At 72.6% G+C, this 16,465-nt stretch carries 10 protein-coding genes; 8 read left to right on the forward strand and 2 right to left on the reverse strand.

Going from position 1 to position 16,465, the window contains the following annotated elements; translation table 11 throughout:
* Nucleotides 1–292 precede the first annotated feature (292 nt).
* Nucleotides 293–979, forward strand: a complete 687-nt coding sequence (raiA, locus tag AB0P35_RS21070) for a ribosome-associated translation inhibitor RaiA (RefSeq protein ID WP_095874637.1) — start codon at nt 293–295, stop codon at nt 977–979.
* Between the two features lie 197 nt (nt 980–1,176).
* Nucleotides 1,177–1,893, forward strand: coding sequence for a response regulator transcription factor (locus AB0P35_RS21075; protein ID WP_179419565.1), 717 nt, complete (start codon nt 1,177–1,179; stop codon nt 1,891–1,893).
* Between the two features lie 16 nt (nt 1,894–1,909).
* Here AB0P35_RS21075 and AB0P35_RS21080 read toward each other — a convergent pair whose 3' ends face one another.
* Nucleotides 1,910–3,055 carry a crosslink repair DNA glycosylase YcaQ family protein gene (locus AB0P35_RS21080; protein ID WP_363512623.1) on the reverse strand — a complete coding sequence of 382 codons (1,146 nt, stop codon included), beginning with the start codon at nt 3,053–3,055 and terminating at the stop codon, nt 1,910–1,912.
* Between the two features lie 268 nt (nt 3,056–3,323).
* Between AB0P35_RS21080 and secA the strand changes: the two genes are divergently transcribed.
* Nucleotides 3,324–6,077 carry a preprotein translocase subunit SecA gene (gene secA / locus AB0P35_RS21085; RefSeq protein ID WP_095874640.1) on the forward strand — a complete coding sequence of 918 codons (2,754 nt, stop codon included), beginning with the start codon at nt 3,324–3,326 and terminating at the stop codon, nt 6,075–6,077.
* An 87-nt stretch (nt 6,078–6,164) separates the two neighbouring features.
* Here secA and AB0P35_RS21090 read toward each other — a convergent pair whose 3' ends face one another.
* The gene (locus AB0P35_RS21090) at nt 6,165–6,731 is read right to left on the reverse strand and encodes an Rv3235 family protein (RefSeq protein ID WP_363512625.1); all 567 of its coding nucleotides are present in this window, start codon (nt 6,729–6,731) and stop codon (nt 6,165–6,167) included.
* A 312-nt stretch (nt 6,732–7,043) separates the two neighbouring features.
* On the opposite strand from AB0P35_RS21090, the gene AB0P35_RS21095 reads away from it, so the two are divergent.
* From AB0P35_RS21095 to AB0P35_RS21115, 5 genes are all read left to right on the forward strand, one after another.
* Nucleotides 7,044–8,105 carry a patatin-like phospholipase family protein gene (locus tag AB0P35_RS21095; RefSeq protein WP_095874642.1) on the forward strand — a complete coding sequence of 354 codons (1,062 nt, stop codon included), beginning with the start codon at nt 7,044–7,046 and terminating at the stop codon, nt 8,103–8,105.
* 116 nt (nt 8,106–8,221) lie between these two features.
* On the forward strand, nt 8,222–8,731 hold the full coding sequence (locus AB0P35_RS21100) for a hypothetical protein (protein ID WP_095874643.1): 510 nt from the start codon (nt 8,222–8,224) through the stop codon (nt 8,729–8,731).
* A 30-nt stretch (nt 8,732–8,761) separates the two neighbouring features.
* Nucleotides 8,762–9,421: an HAD family hydrolase gene (locus AB0P35_RS21105; RefSeq protein ID WP_363512628.1), complete on the forward strand. Its 660-nt coding sequence runs from the start codon at nt 8,762–8,764 to the stop codon at nt 9,419–9,421.
* 125 nt (nt 9,422–9,546) lie between these two features.
* Nucleotides 9,547–11,127, forward strand: coding sequence for an aldehyde dehydrogenase family protein (locus AB0P35_RS21110; protein ID WP_363512756.1), 1,581 nt, complete (start codon nt 9,547–9,549; stop codon nt 11,125–11,127).
* Nucleotides 11,128–11,443: 316 nt separating this feature from the next.
* The gene (locus AB0P35_RS21115; protein ID WP_363512630.1) at nt 11,444–16,384 is read left to right on the forward strand and encodes an NAD-glutamate dehydrogenase; all 4,941 of its coding nucleotides are present in this window, start codon (nt 11,444–11,446) and stop codon (nt 16,382–16,384) included.
* Nucleotides 16,385–16,465: the final 81 nt, after the last annotated feature.

Genomic DNA, 16,465 nt, shown 5'->3' on the forward strand with positions numbered 1-16,465 from the left:
GTTGGCCGATGTTTCACTCCATGGAAGGTAAACAGAGGGTGACAGCTGTACGGCCAGTCCGGTGTCGCCGCGATGTTCGACTGGGGAGGCGGAATCCCCGAGCGAGGTGTTCCATAAGGCACACAGGGGGTTTCAAGCGCTCCTGGTGGGGAGGAAGTGAGGTGAGGGCCAGTCGAGTTCGCCGCTCCCGGCGAAGGTGGGGTGCTGGTGGCGGATTGGCTGGTCCGGCTGGGTCTCAGTCCGGTCCGGGTGCGTTCCGGATCGGCAACAGCACAAGGGATCGGAGTTCTGCGTGGACATCGTCGTCAAGGGCCGCAAGACCGAGGTGCCCAAGAGGTTCCGCGAGCACGTGGCCGAGAAGCTGGAGAAGGTCCAGAAGTTCGACGGCAAGGTGATCAGCCTCGACGTCGAGGTGTCCAAGGAGCACAACCCGCGGCAGGCCGACCGGTCCGAGCGGGTGGAGATCACTCTCCGTACCCGCGGCCCGGTGATCCGGGCCGAGGCCGCCGCGAGCGACCCGTACGCGGCGCTCGACCTGGCCTCGGCGAAGCTCGACGCGCAGCTGCGCAAGTCCGCGGACCGGCGCCGGGTGCACAAGGGCGGCAACGGCCGCACCCCCGTGAGCGTCGCCGCCGCGACGGCCGCACTGGCCGCGCTGCCCCCGACGGAGCCGACGGAGGGGCCGGTCAACGGGACGGCCCGGAAGACCATGATGGGGTCGCTGGAGGTGGAGGGCGACGGACCGCTCGTCGTCCGGGAGAAGACGCACCCCGCGGCACCGATGTCGCTGGACCAGGCGCTGTACGAGATGGAACTCGTCGGCCACGACTTCTACCTCTTCGTGGAGAAGGACAGCGGCCTGCCGAGCGTGGTGTACCGCCGGCACGGCTACCACTACGGCGTCATCCACCTGAAGGAGGACGCGACGGCGGTCGGCGGCGGCGCCGGCGGCGCGATCAACGCGCCCGACGAGGACTGATCCCGTCCCGTCGGCCGTAACGACAGATCGATCGACCGGGTGACCCCGGCGGCACGGCCGCCGGGGTCACCCAGCTGGGCGGTCCGGTGTCGGAGGGTGATCAACGCCCCTGCGGTCATGGAATGATGGAGCCGACATCGACCGGCGACCGGGGGGAGAAGCGGATGGGCGAGCCCATCAGCCATGGTGCGCACGGCCTGGGCGCGGACGGCGGGTCCGGCGGCCCGTCGGGCTACGGAGGCCACCGGGCGGAGCCGATCCGGGTGTTGGTGGTGGACGACCACGCACTCTTCCGCCGAGGCCTGGAGATCGTGCTCGCCGAGGAGGAGGACATCCGGGTCATCGGCGAGGCGGGGGACGGCGCGGAGGCCGTGCTGAAGGCCGCCGACCTGCTGCCGGACATCATCCTCATGGACGTTCGGATGCCCCGGCGCAGCGGGATCGAGGCCTGCACCGCGATCAAGGACGTGGTGCCCAGCGCGAAGATCATCATGCTGACGATCAGCGACGAGGAGGCCGACCTCTACGAGGCGATCAAGGCGGGCGCCACCGGCTACCTGCTCAAGGAGATCTCCACCGACGAGGTGGCCACCGCGATCCGCGCGGTCGCCGACGGCCAGTCGCAGATCAGCCCCTCGATGGCGGCCAAGCTGCTCACCGAGTTCAAATCGATGATCCAACGCCGTTCCGACGACCGGGAGTTGGTGCCCGCTCCGCGGCTCACCGACCGGGAGCTGGAGGTGCTCAAGCTGGTGGCGACCGGAATGAACAACCGGGAGATCGCCAAGGAGCTCTTCATCAGCGAGAACACCGTGAAGAACCACGTCCGCAACATCCTGGAGAAGCTGCAGCTGCACTCCCGGATGGAGGCCGTGGTCTACGCGATGCGCGAGAAGATCCTCGAAATAGGGTGAGCGCCGGCCGCCGGCCTCACAGCAGCTTCTCCAGGGCCGGGCGCAGCCGCTCGTCCGCGAGCCGCTCCACCCGCACCGCGTCGCAGCCCACCCAGGACGCCGCCTCGCGCAGCGCCTCGGCGAGCTGCGGCACGTACTTTCCGTCCTCCAGGGAGATCTGACGGGCCACCAGGGTGCGGCCCTCGCGGGCCGGGTCCACCCGGCCGACCAGCCGGCCGCCGGCCAGCAGCGGCATCGCGAAGTAGCCGTGCACCCGCTTCTGCTTGGGCGTGTAGGCCTCCAGCCGGTGCGTCATGCCGAAGATCCGCTCGGTGCGGGCGCGGTCCCAGATCAGCGAGTCGAAGGGCGACAGCAGCGTGGTGCGGTGCCGGCCGCGCGGCTCGGTGGCCAGCGCCGCCGGATCGGCCCAGGCGGCTGCCGGCCAGCCCTCGACCTGCACCGGCACCAGCCCGGACGCCTCCAGCACCGCGTCGACCTGCGCGCCCTTGAGCCGGTGGTAGTCCATCAGATCGGCCCGGGTGGCCACCCCGAGTGCGGCGCCGGCCTGCGAGACCAGCCGCCGCAGGCACTCCTCGTCGGGCAGGTCCAGGTCGAACAGCTCCGCCGGGACGGCCTGCTCGGCCGCCTCGTAGACCCGCTTCCAGCTGCGCCGCTCGGTGCACACCACGTCGCCGAAGGCGAGCGCCCGCTCCACCGCGATCTTGGTGTCCGACCAGTCCCACCACTCCGCGGTGCGCTTGGCGCCGCCCAGCTCCGTCGAGGTCAGCGGCCCCTCGGCACGCAGCTTGTCCAGCACCGACCGGTACGTCTCCGGGGAGACCTGGTGGCCCCAGAGGTTGCCGCGCGCCCGGTAGGCGCGGCGGCGGAAGGCGAACAGCGGCCACTCCTCCATCGGCAGGATGCACGCCGCGTGCGACCAGTACTCGAAGCTCGTCTCCGAGCCCCAGTAGGCGCCCTCCACCGCGGCGCGCCCCACCGCGCCGAGCCGGGCGTAGGGGACGAGCTCGTGCGAGCGGGCCAGCACCGAGATGGTGTCCAGCTGGACGGCGCCCAGGTGCCGCAGCACCCCGCGCACCCCGCCCCGGCGGTCCGGGGCGCCGAGCAGCCCCTGGGCGCGGAGCGCGATCCGGCGGGCCTGGTCGGAGGAGAGCATGACGGTCATGCCGGGCAGCGTAGGCCCTGCCACCGACAGTCCGGCCGGCCGCCGGGAACCCCGCGGACCCGCCGGGGGTTGTCGGGAAGAGGAGGCGTGGTGACCGTTTTGCCCGGGGGCCGGTGCTTCTCAGCGCTTTGCCCCTGCGGGTGACACAGGAATACCGTGCTGACGGACCTCCCGGCGGCTTGTCCTCCTCGCATACGATGACCCGTACGGTGGGGTAGGTCTCGCCGACTGTCATCCAGAGCCGATCCCAGGCAAGGAGCCCGCTCACGTGTCCGTCTTCGACAAGATCCTGCGCGCAGGCGAGGGCAAGATCCTCCGCAAACTGCAGCGGATTGCCGCCCAGGTCAACTCGATCGAAGAGGACTTTGTCAACCTCACCGACGACGAGCTGCGCGCACTGACCGACGAGTACAAGGCCCGCATCGAAGAGGGCGAGAGCCTCGACGACATCATGCCGGAGGCCTTCGCGACCGTTCGCGAGGCTGCCAAGCGCGTGCTGGGCCAGCGCCACTACGACGTGCAGATCATGGGCGGCGCCGCCCTGCACTACGGCTACGTCGCGGAGATGCGCACCGGCGAGGGCAAGACCCTGGTCGGCACCCTGCCCGCGTACCTCAACGCGCTCACCGGCAAGGGCGTGCACCTGATCACCGTCAACGACTACCTCGCCGAGCGCGACTCGGAGTGGATGGGCCGGGTGCACCGCTTCCTCGGCCTCGAGGTCGGCGTGATCCTCGGGAACATGTCGCCGGCCGAGCGCAAGCGCCAGTACGGGATGGACATCACGTACGGCACGAACAACGAGTTCGGCTTCGACTACCTGCGCGACAACATGGCCTGGGCGCAGGACGAGCTCGTCCAGCGCGGCCACAACTTCGCGATCGTCGACGAGGTCGACTCGATCCTGATCGACGAGGCCCGCACCCCGCTGATCATCTCCGGCCCGGCGGACCAGGCCACCAAGTGGTACAACGACTTCGCCAAGCTGGTGCAGCGCCTCAAGCGCGACCGCGACTACGAGGTCGACGAGAAGAAGCGCACCGTCGGCATCCTGGAGGACGGCGTCGGCCGGGTCGAGGACTACCTCGGCATCGACAACCTCTACGAGTCGGTGAACACCCCGCTGGTCGGCTTCCTCAACAACGCCATCAAGGCCAAGGAGCTCTACAAGGCGGACAAGGACTACGTCGTCATCAACGGCGAGGTCATGATCGTCGACGAGCACACCGGGCGCATCCTCGCCGGCCGCCGCTACAACGAGGGCATGCACCAGGCGATCGAGGCCAAGGAGGGGGTGGAGGTCCAGAACGAGAACCAGACGCTGGCCACCATCACCCTGCAGAACTTCTTCCGCCTCTACGACAAGCTCTCCGGCATGACCGGTACCGGCACCACCGAGGCCGCCGAGTTCCACCAGATCTACAAGCTCGGCGTGGTGCCGATCCCCACCAACAAGACGCCGCGCCGCATCGACCAGCCCGACCTGATCTACAAGTCGGAGCCGGCCAAGTTCGCCGCCGTCGTCGAGGACATCGCCGAGAAGCACGAGAAGGGCCAGCCCGTCCTGGTCGGCACCGTGTCGGTCGAGAAGTCCGAGTACCTCTCCCAGGAGCTGCGCAAGCGCGGCATCCCGCACGAGGTGCTCAACGCCAAGCACCACGAGCGCGAGGCGCAGATCGTCGCGCAGGCCGGCCGCAAGGGCGCCGTCACCGTGGCCACCAACATGGCCGGCCGCGGCACCGACATCATGCTCGGCGGCAACCCCGACCACCTCGCCGCCGCCGACCTCGCCCAGCGCGGCATCACCCCGGAGGACACCCCGGAGGAGTACGAGGCCGCCTTCCCGAGCGCCCTGGACAAGGCCAAGGAGGCCGTCAAGGCCGAGCAGGAGGAGGTCCAGGAGCTCGGCGGCCTGTACGTGCTGGGCACCGAGCGCCACGAGTCCCGCCGGATCGACAACCAGCTGCGCGGCCGCTCCGGCCGCCAGGGCGACCCGGGCGAGTCCCGCTTCTACCTGTCGCTCGGCGACGACCTGATGCGCCTGTTCAAGGCCGGCATGGTCGAGCGCGTCCTGTCGATGGCGAACGTGCCCGAGGACGTGCCGATCGAGTCGAAGATGGTCACCCGCGCCATCGCCTCCGCGCAGACCCAGGTCGAGCAGCAGAACTTCGAGATCCGCAAGAACGTCCTCAAGTACGACGAGGTCCTCAACCGCCAGCGCGAGGTCATCTACGGCGAGCGCCGCCGCGTCCTGGAGGGCGAGGACCTGCAGGAGCAGGTCGGCCACTTCATGGACGACACCGTGGAGGCGTACGTCACCGCCGCCACCGGCGAGGGCTTCGAGGACGACTGGGACCTCGAGAAGCTCTGGACGGCCCTCAAGCAGCTCTACCCGGTCGGCGTCGAGCTGGACGACCTGGAGGAGGAGGCCGGCGGCACCGCCGGGCTCACCCCCGAGTTCCTCACCCAGACGATCCAGGAGGACATCCAGGCCAGCTACGGCCGCCGCGAGGACCAGCTCGGCGAGCAGATCATGCGCGAGCTGGAGCGCCGCGTGGTGCTCTCGGTGCTGGACCGCCGCTGGCGCGAGCACCTCTACGAGATGGACTACCTCCAGGAGGGCATCGCGCTGCGCGCCTACGCCCAGCGCGACCCGCTGGTCGAGTACCAGCGCGAGGGCTACGACATGTTCGCGGCCATGATGGAGGGCATCAAGGAGGAGTCCGTCGGCTACCTGTTCAACCTGGAGGTCCAGGTCGAGCAGCAGGTCGAGGAGGTCCCGGTCGCCGAGGACGCCGTCGTCCTGGAGAAGAACGACGCCCGCCCGGAGATCAAGGCCAAGGGCCTGGAGGCCCCGGCCCGCCAGCGCCTGCACTACACGGCGCCGACCGTCGACGGCGACGACACCGTCATCGAGGGCGACTTCGACGACGCCGCGGGCGAGGAGGGCGACGGGCTGACCCGCGCCGAGCGCCGCCGCGCCGCCAAGGCCGCCGGCCGCGGCCGCCGCCGCAAGGGCTGACCGCAGCGAGTCCGTCCGCAGGGCGCCGCACCCCGAGCCGGGGGCGGCGCCCTGCGGCGTTCCCCGGCGCCCGGCCCGGGGAGGCGCTCAGCGGGCCTCCACCGCCGCGCACTGCCACTGCTCGGTGCGCCGGTGCCGCTCCAGCCGGAAGGCCACCATGTGGTGGCGCAGGTGGTGGCGCGGGCCGAACTCCACCCGGACGCACACCTCCAGTGCGTCCGGCGCCGGCGCCGAGTCGTACACCCGACCCAGCCGGGTCTGCGGGGCGCGCCCGCGCGGCCGCAGCGGCCCCGTCCGGGCGAGCGCGGTGAGCTGCTGGTAGCCCTGCAGCGTGGTGTGCCGCTGCAGCTGGCCCACCGGCCGGACCCCGGTCAGCACCTCGACCAGCCGGTGCGCGAAGCGGGCCGCCAGATCGCCCTGTCCGGCGCCCCGCGAGGGCGCGCAGCCCGTCGGCGGGCGGCGCGGCGGCCGCGGCCCGCCGTCCGCCGCGGGCCCGTGCGCGGCGGCGGCGTGCCGGCCCGGGTGCGGGTGGCGGACGGGCCGGCGCGGCTGCGGCCGTCCGGGCGCGTGCACCAGCGGCCGGACCAGGAGCGGCGCGGCGCCGGCGGCGGGGTGCGCGGCGGGGACGGGGGCGGTGCTGCAGTGCTCGGCCATCGGCCGACCTCCTGTCGGGGCTGGTCCGGCGGGGTGTCGCTGCTGTTGCTATCGGCCGGCCGCGGCGCCGCTCAAGAACCGCCGGGCCGGTGCCGGCGGACCGCCGCGGTGTCACCTATCCGGGTGAGGCGGGCCGCGGCGCCGGGCCGGCCCGGCGGGCCCGCGGTGCAGCCGGTTGACGTGCGGGAAGCTCCGACGGTGCACGAAGGAGTACGGCCGCGTCGCATGGAATCCCCGGCGCGTGGCGGCCCCGCAACCGGATCTACCGCCGGGTAGGGCGGAGGATCAGGCGGACGAGCCCAGGGAGGCGGCATGGCGACCGAGGTGACCACCGGCGACGGCCCGGTGGCGGCCCGCGGGGCGGGCGGGCCGCGGCGCGGGCTGGTGCTCGGCGGCGGGGGCATGCTCGGCGCCGCCTGGACGGTCGGGGCACTGTGCGCGGTCGAGGAGGCCACCGGCTGGCGGCCCGGCTCGGCCGAGGTGGTCCTCGGGACCTCCGCCGGGGCGATCCTCGGCGCGCTGCTAGCGGCCGGCGTCGAACCGGGTCAGCTCCGCGACCACCAGCACGGGCTGCCGGTCACCAGCGGCCCGCTGGCCGGGGTCGAGTTCGACTACGACACGGCGGCCGGCGGCGCGCTGCCGCCGCGGCCCGCGCCCGGCATCGGCTCGCCCGGCCTGCTGCGGGACGCCGTCCGGCACCCGCGCGACTACCCGTTCCTCACCATGGTCTCCGCCGTCGTCCCGCCCGGCCGCGGCTCGGTGGCACCGGTCGGCGAACTCGTCCGGTCGCTGCCCGGTGGGGACGGCTGGCCCGCCGGCTCGCCGCTGCGGGTGGTCGCGGTGGACTACCGCAGCGGCCGCCGGGTGGTCTTCGGCGACGCCGGGGCGCCGCCCGCCCCGATGGCCGACGCGGTGATGGCCTCCTGCGCGATCCCCGGCTGGTTCGCGCCGGTCGACGTGGCCGGCGCCCCCTACGTGGACGGCGGCTGCTGGTCGGCGACCAACGCGGACCTGATGGCCGGCCGCGGCCTGGACGAGGTCTACGTGCTCGCGCCGATGGCGCTGCGGCTGCACCCCGAGGGGCGGGCCGAGCCGGGCCGCGGCGCGGTCGCCGCCCTGCGCGAGTGGCGGGCCCGGGACCGGCCGCGCGGCATGCTGGCCCAGCTGGTCAGCCGCTACCGGCGCACCGTCACCCGGCAGATGATGCGCGAGGCGCGGGAGCTGCGGGCCTCCGGCGTCCGGGTGCAGCTGCTCGCCCCGACCCTGGCCGACCTGGCCGTGATGGGCCCCAACATGATGGACCCGGCCCGCCGGCCCGAGGTGCTGGAGTCGGCCGTGCGCACCACCCTCGCGGCGCTCGGCACGCCGCACTGACCGGTAGGTGCGGCGTTGCTTCGCGGACCGGGCCGTACGGTGATCACCGGCCCCGTATCCTTGGGGGCGCGGCGGGCGCGGCCCGGCCCGCAGGACCCAGGAGCGGAGTGCCAGCGATGCGCGTGTACGTGCCCACCACGTTGACCGACCTGGCGGCGGCGCACCCCGGCGGCGTCCTGGAGCAGGTGGCGGCGTACGCCGTCACGCCCGCGCTGCGCGAGTGGTACGTCAGCGACGACATCGAGGAACTGGAGTACGCGGCGCTGAACCGCGCCGCGCAGGCCTCGCTGCGGCTGCTGGCGGCCGACCCGGCGGCGCCGCGCCGACGGGTCGTCGTGGCGGTCGAGGTCGGGGACTCCGCGGTCGGGGCGTTCGCCGGCGACGAGTACCAGGACCAGGCCTCGCTCGGCCGGGTGGTGCTGCACGGCCCGGTGCCGCTGGCCAAGGCCGCCGCGGTGCACGCCGACGTCGCGGACGGCGACGTGGTCGCCGACGTCGCGGCCGCGGTCGACGCCATCCGCGCGGCCGACAAGGGCGACGAGGACGCGCAGTTCACCGTCGACGGCGCCGAGGACCACGAGTTGCTCTGGTTCGCCACCCAGGAGATCCCCGGGCTGCTGGCCTGAGTGTCGGCGGCGGCAGGTAGCGTTCCGGGGATGCGCACGCACATCGTCTGGGACTGGAACGGCACGCTCTTCCACGACATGGAGGCCGTGCTGGGCGCCAGCAACGCCGCCTTCGAGACCGTCGGGCTGCCGCCGCTCAGCCTGCAGCAGTACCGCGAGCTGTACGAGATCCCGATCCCGCGCTTCTACCAGCGGATGCTCGGCCGGGTGCCCAGCCAGTCCGAGTGGGAGGCGCTGGACGACGCCTTCCACGACCGCTACCACCAGCTCAGCACCGGCTGCGGCCTCACCGACGGCGTCCCCGCGCTGCTGAGCGGCTGGCTGGCCCGGCCCGGCCGCAGCCAGTCCCTGCTGTCGATGTACGAGCACGAGCGGCTGGTGCCGGTGGTGGACGGCTTCGGCCTGACCGGGCGGTTCCAGCGGGTGGACGGCCGCACCGGTGCCTCCGGCGGCCGCAAGGCGGGCTTCCTGGCCGCCCACCTCACCGCGCTCGGCCCGGGCCTGGAGCCCGCCCGCACCGTCCTGATCGGCGACGCCGTGGACGACGCCGAGGCCGCCCTGGAGTCCGGCATCCACGCCGTGCTGTACACCGGCGGCTCGCACACCCGGCAGAAGCTGCAGGCCGTCGGCGTGCCGGTGGTGGACACCCTCGCCGAGGCCGTCGCGGTGGCCGAGGAGCTGACCGGCTGACCGGCTGACCGGCTGACCGGTCTCCGGGCACCCGCCGGCAGGCGTGTCGGCGGGCCGGGAAGCCGCCGTCGGCGGTCAACCTGGTGGGGCAGCCGTCACCGGACCGAGTGGAGCCCCGCATGTCCATGGACGCCGTCACCCGGGTCCCCGTCCCCGCCGGCGAGCCGGTGCGCGGCCACGCCCCCGGCAGCCCCGAGCGGGAGCGGCTGGAACGCCGGATGGAGGAGCTCGCCGCCGAACCCGTCCCGCTGCCGATGACCATCGCCGGCGAGCAGCGGTTCGGCGGCGGCGAACGGATCGAGGTCGTCCAGCCGCACCACCACGCCGCCCGGCTCGGCGTGCTCGGCAACGCCACCCACGAGGACGCCGCGCTCGCGGTGGACGCCGCGCTCGCCGCCGCCCCGGACTGGCGGGCGCTCTCCTTCGACGACCGGGCCGCGGTCTTCCTGCGCGCCGCCGAACTGGCCGCCGGCCCCTGGCGGGAGACCCTCACCGCGGCCACCGTGCTCGGCCAGTCCACGGCCGCCGGGCAGGCCGAGGCCGACGCGCCCTGCGGACTCGCCGACTCCTGGCGGTCCGCCGTGCACGCCGCCCGGCGGATCCTCGCCGGGCAGCCGCCGTCCCCGCCCGGGCGGTGGCACCGGACGGACCACCGGCCGCTGCCGGGCTTCGTCCACGCCGTCACCCCGTTCGACTCCACCGCCGTCGCCGGCCGCCTGCCCACCGCCCCCGCGCTCATGGGCAACACCGTGGTGTGGCAGCCCGCGCCCGCCCAGACCCTCGCCGCCCACCACACGATGCGGCTGCTGGAGGCCGCCGGCCTGCCGCCCGGCGTGGTCAACCTGGTCACCGGTGACGGCCGGGCGCCCACCAAGGTCGCCCTCGCCAGCCCCGCCCTCGCCGGGCTGCACTTCGCCGGCCCCACCGCGGCCTTCCACACCCTGTGGACGGAGATCGCCGCCCACCTCGGCGGCTACCGGGCCCACCCGCGGATCGTCGGCGAGACCGGCGAGCGGGGCTTCCTGGTCGCCCACCCCTCGGCCGACCCGGACGTGCTGCGCACCGCGCTCGTCCGCGGCGCCTTCGCCCACCAGGGCCAGCGGCGCACGGCGATCGGCCGGGCCCACCTGCCGCGCACCCTCTGGCGGCGGATCCGTGCGGACTTCCTCGCCGAGGTCGACGCGCTGGCCGTCGGCGACGTCACCGACCTGAGCAACGCCATGGGTGCGCTGATCGACCGCCGGGCCTACGAGCGGAACCGCGCCGCGATCGAGCGGGCCGTGCACGACCCCGGGGTGGAGGTCGCGGCCGGCGGCCAGTACGACGACGCGATCGGCTGGTTCGTCCGCCCGACCGTCCTGGAGCACGGCGACGGCCGCGGCGACGTCCTGCCCGCCGACCACAGCGGCCCGATCCTGGCCGTCCGGGTGTACGAGGACGGCGAATGGGAAAGCGCCCTGGACCGGGCGGCCGCCGGCGGGCCGTACACGCCCGCCGCCCGCGTGGTCGCCGAGGACCGGTACGCGATCGCACTGGCCGTCGAACGGCTGCGGTTCGCCGCCGGCACCCTCGGCGTCAACGAGTGGACGGCGGGCGCGGGCGACCGGGCCGACGCCGCGCGGACCCTGCCGAGCTGGACCTCGGCCCGCGCCGTCGAGGAGACCTTCACCCGGCCCGCGGATCACGGTCACCCGTCCGGTGGGTGACAGGAGCGAAACACCTGACAGGCGCTGACACGATCATGGCCCGCGGTTTGGACAACGTGTCCAGTAGGGCCGAAGCATCCTGCGGGATTGCTCCTCCGTGTCCCCTGACACCTTCGTTTCCTCAGGTTAGGCTGACTGGCGTCGCCGGGGCGTTTCCCGCTGGCCAAACGACCTGTCGTACCCAGGTGCAGAGCTCCTCATGCGTGGCACGAGCGCTTTTCGCCCCCGGGATACGGGAGAATTGCGGACAGACCCGGCGGTGTACACCCAGCCATCACCGAGTCACGCAACGGCGCGCGACAGGAGCCAAACAGTCATGCAGACCAAGCTGGACGCAGCCAAGGCCGAACTGCTCACGAAGGCAGCAGCAGCCGCTGAGAACAGCCAGGTGGGGGGAGCGGCGCCAGGGGAGGGGCTGAGCAACGGCGCTCTGGCCGCGTACCTGCACCACTACTACCTCCACACCGCGCCCGAGGACCTGGTCGACCGCGACCCGGTCGACGTGTACGGCGCGGCCGCCTCCCACTACCGGCTGGGGCTCAAGCGGCCCCAGGGCACCGCAGAGGTCCGGGTGCACACCCCGACCGTCGAGGAGAACGGCTGGAGCTGCGGCCACACCGTGGTCGAGGTCGTCACCGACGACATGCCCTTCCTCGTGGACTCGGTCACCAACGAGCTGACCCGCCTCGACCGCGGCATCCACCTGGTCGTCCACCCCCAGCTGGCCGTCCGCCGCGACATCACCGGCAAGCTGCTGGAGATCCTCGACATCGACGCCTGCTCGCGCAGCCAGGCCGCCGGCGCCGAGTGGCCCGCCGACGCCGTCGTCGAGTCCTGGATGCACGTCGAGATCGACCGCGAGACCGACCGCGCCGACCTCCGCTCCATCGAGACCAACCTGCGCCGCATCCTCGGCGACGTCCGCGAGGTCGTCGAGGACTGGTCCAAGATGCGCGACTCCGCGCTGCGCCTCGCCGACGAGCTCGCCGAGCAGCCCCCGGCCCACCTGCCCGAGCAGGAGGTCGGCGAGGCCTGGGAGCTCATGCGCTGGCTGGCCGACGACCACTTCACCTTCCTCGGCTACCGCGAGTACGACCTCGTCGAGCACAAGGGCGAGGAGGTCCTCAAGGCCGTCGCCGGCACCGGCCTGGGCATCCTGCGCGCCGACCCGCTCAGCCACGACAGCGACCACCACCCGGTCAGCGAGGCCTTCGGCCGGCTCTCCGCCCCCGTCCGCGCCAAGGCGCACGAGAAGAAGCTCCTCGTGCTCACCAAGGCCAACAGCCGGGCCACCGTGCACCGCCCCGCCTACCTCGACTACGTCGGCGTGAAGAAGTTCGACGCCAACGGCGAGGTCGTCGGCGAGCGCCGCTTCCTCGGCCTGTTCTCCTCCGCCGCGTACACCGAGTCGGTCACCCGCATCCCGGTCGTCCGCCGCAAGGTCCAGGAGGTCGTCTCCGGCTCCGGCTTCTCCGGCGACAGCCACGACGGCCGCGACATGCTGCAGATCCTGGAGACCTTCCCCCGGGACGAGATGTTCCAGACCCCGGCCGCGGAGCTCCAGGCCATCGCCACCAACGTGCTCTACCTGCAGGAGCGCCGCCGGCTGCGGCTGTTCCTGCGCCAGGACGAGTACGGGCGCTACTTCTCCGCGCTGGTCTACCTCCCGCGCGACCGCTACACCACCCGCATCCGGCTGCGCCTGACCGAGATCCTCAAGGAGGAGCTCAGCGGCGACGCGATCGACTACACGGTGTACGCCACCGAGTCGGTCCTCACCCGCCTGCACTTCGTCATCCGGGTCGCCCCCGGCGCCGAGCTGCCCCAGCTCACCGACGCCGAGGTCGAGCGGATCGAGGCCAAGCTCGCCGAGGCCGCCCGGTTCTGGATGGACGGCTTCAACGACCAGCTGCACATCGAGCTGGGCGAGGAGCGGGCCGCCGAGCTCGCCCACAAGTACGCCAACGCCTTCCCCGACGGCTACCGGGCCGACTTCACCGCCCGCACCGCCGTCGCCGACCTCAAGCAGATCGAGGCGCTGCACGGCGAGGGCGACTTCCGGCTCAACCTCTACCAGCCGGTCGGCGCCGGCGACGACGAGCGCCGCTTCAAGATCTACCGGGTCGGCGGGCCGATCTCGCTCACCGAGGTCCTGCCCGTGCTGCAGCGCCTGGGCGTCGAGGTCCTCGACGAGCACCCCTACGCGCTGCGCCGCTCCGACGGCACCACCGCGTGGGTGTACGACTTCGGCCTGCGGCTGCGCGAGTCCACCGAGCTCACCGACGAGGCCCGCGAGCGCTTCCAGGAGGCCTTCTCGGCGACCTGGACCGGCCGGGCCGAGAACGACGGCTTCAACGGCCTCGTCCTCACCGCCGGGCTCACCTGGCGCCAGGCCACGATGCTGCGCGCCTACGCCAAGTACCTCCGCCAGGCCGGGAGCACCTTCTCCCAGGACTACATGGAGGACGCGCTCCGCAACAACGCCCACACCACCCGCCTGCTGGTCAACCTGTTCGAGGCCCGGCTCAGCCCCAGCCACCGGCTGGGCGCCGACGAGCTCACCGAGGGCCTCATGGAGGAGCTGGACGGCGCGCTCGACGAGGTCGTCTCGCTCGACGAGGACCGCATCCTGCGCTCCTTCCTGCACCTCATCAAGGCCACCCTGCGGACGAACTTCTTCCAGCACGCCGAGGACGGCGACTGGCACTCCTACGTGTCGATGAAGTTCGACCCCAAGGCCATCCCGGACCTGCCGGCACCCCGCCCGGCCTTCGAGATCTGGGTGTACTCGCCGCGCGTCGAGGGCGTCCACCTGCGCTTCGGCAAGGTCGCCCGAGGCGGCCTGCGCTGGTCCGACCGCCGCGAGGACTTCCGCACCGAGATCCTCGGCCTGGTCAAGGCCCAGATGGTCAAGAACACCGTCATCGTGCCGGTCGGCGCCAAGGGCGGCTTCGTCGCCAAGCAGCTGCCCGACCCGTCGGTCGACCGCGACGCCTGGCTGGCCGAGGGCATCGCCTCGTACAAGACCTTCATCTCGGCGCTGCTCGACATCACCGACAACCTCAGGGGCGGCGAGGTCGTCCACCCGGTCGACGTGGTCCGCCACGACGAGGACGACACCTACCTGGTCGTCGCCGCCGACAAGGGCACCGCGACCTTCTCGGACATCGCCAACGGCGTCGCCGAGGCGTACGGCTTCTGGCTGGGCGACGCCTTCGCCTCCGGCGGCTCGGCCGGCTACGACCACAAGGGCATGGGCATCACCGCCCGCGGCGCCTGGGAGTCCGTCAAGCGGAACTTCCGCGAGCTCGGCGTCGACACCCAGGGCGAGGACTTCAGCGTCGTCGGCATCGGCGACATGTCCGGCGACGTCTTCGGCAACGGCATGCTGCTCAGCGAGCACATCCGCCTGGTCGCCGCCTTCGACCACCGGCACATCTTCCTCGACCCGAACCCGGACGCCGCGGTCTCCTACGCCGAGCGCCGCCGGCTGTTCGACCTGCCCCGCAGCTCCTGGGACGACTACGACAAGTCGCTGATCTCCGCCGGCGGCGGCGTCTTCCCGCGCACCGCCAAGGCGATCCAGCTCTCCCCGCAGGTCCGCGAGCGGCTCGGCATCGACGCGGCCAAGATCACCCCGGCCGAGCTGATGAAGGCCATCCTGCAGGCGCCCGTCGACCTGTTCTGGAACGGCGGCATCGGCACCTACATCAAGGCCTCCACCGAGACCAACGCCGAGGTCGGCGACAAGGCCAACGACGCCATCCGGGTCAACGGCGCACAGGTCCGTGCCCGGGTCATCGGCGAGGGCGGCAACCTCGGCTGCACCCAGCTCGGCCGCATCGAGTTCGCCGCGACCGGCGGCCCCGAGGGCACCGGCGGCTGGATCAACACCGACGCCATCGACAACTCGGCCGGCGTCGACACCTCGGACCACGAGGTGAACATCAAGATCCTTCTCAACCAGGTCGTCGCCGACGGCGACATGACGGTCAAGCAGCGCAACGCCCTGCTCGCCGAGATGACCGACGAGGTCGGCCGCCTGGTGCTGCGCAACAACTACGCGCAGAACGTCGTGCTCGCCAACGCCGTCGCCCAGGCCGTCAGCATGGTCAACGTGCACGCCCGCATGATCAACCGGCTGGAGGCCGGCGGGCAGCTCGACCGCGGGCTGGAGTTCCTGCCCACGGAGAAGCAGATCCGCGAGCGCCAGCAGGCCGGCCGCGGGCTCTCCCAGCCCGAGCTGTCCGTGCTGCTCGCCTACACCAAGATCACGCTGGCCGACGAGCTGCTCGCCACCGAGCTGCCCGACGACCCGTACTTCCGCGACGCGCTGCAGCAGTACTTCCCCAGCGCGCTGCGCGCCAGGTTCGCCGACGCGATCGACAACCACCCGCTGCGCCGCGAGATCATCACCACCCTGATCGTCAACGACACGATCAACCGCGGCGGCTGCACCTTCGCGTTCCGGCTCCGCGAGGAGACCGGCGCGACCATGGAGGAGATCGCCCGCACCCACGCGGCGGCCCGCGCCGTCTTCGGCCTGGAGCAGCTCTGGGACGAGGTCGAGGGCCTGGACAACAAGGTCGCGGCCCGGGTGCAGATCAAGATGCGCCTGCACGTCCGCCGGCTCGTCGAGCGCGCCACCCGCTGGATGCTCAACAACCGGCGCCAGCCGCTGGACATCGCCGGCACCATCGAGTTCTTCCACGACCGGGTCAACCAGGTCTGGGAGAGCCTGCCCAAGCCGCTCCGCGGCGAGGACCTGACCTGGTTCGAGGCGGTGTACGAGGAGCTCTCCGGCGCCGGCGTGCCGGACGAGCTGGCCAACCGGATCGCCGGCCTCTCCTCGGCCTTCCCGACGCTCGACATCGTCGGCGTCGCGGACCGCTCCGAGGCCGACGTGATGGAGGTCGCCGAGCTCTACTACGACCTCGCCGACCGCCTGCAGATCACCCACCTGCTGGACCGCATCATCGAGCTCCCGCGGACCGACCGCTGGTCCTCGATGGCCCGCGCCGCCATCCGCGAGGACCTCTTCGCGGCGCACTCCGCGCTCACCGCGGACGTGCTGGCCTGCGGCCCCGCCGGCTCCTCGCCGGAGGACCGCTACAAGGCCTGGGCCGAACTCAACGGCACCCTGCTGAGCCGGGCGAAGACCACCCTCGACGACATAAGGGGTTCGGACAACTACGAGCTGTCCAGCCTCTCGGTCGCCATGCGGGTGATCCGCACCCTGCTGCGCACCGGCCGCTGACCCCGGCAGCTCCCCGCGGGGGCGGCCCGTCCGGACGGACGGACCGCCCCCGCGGCGTTTGCCCGTCCGGATTCCGGTCCC

Source organism: Kitasatospora sp. NPDC085879, from assembly GCF_040686255.1.
Classification (GTDB): Bacteria; Actinomycetota; Actinomycetes; order Streptomycetales; family Streptomycetaceae; genus Kitasatospora.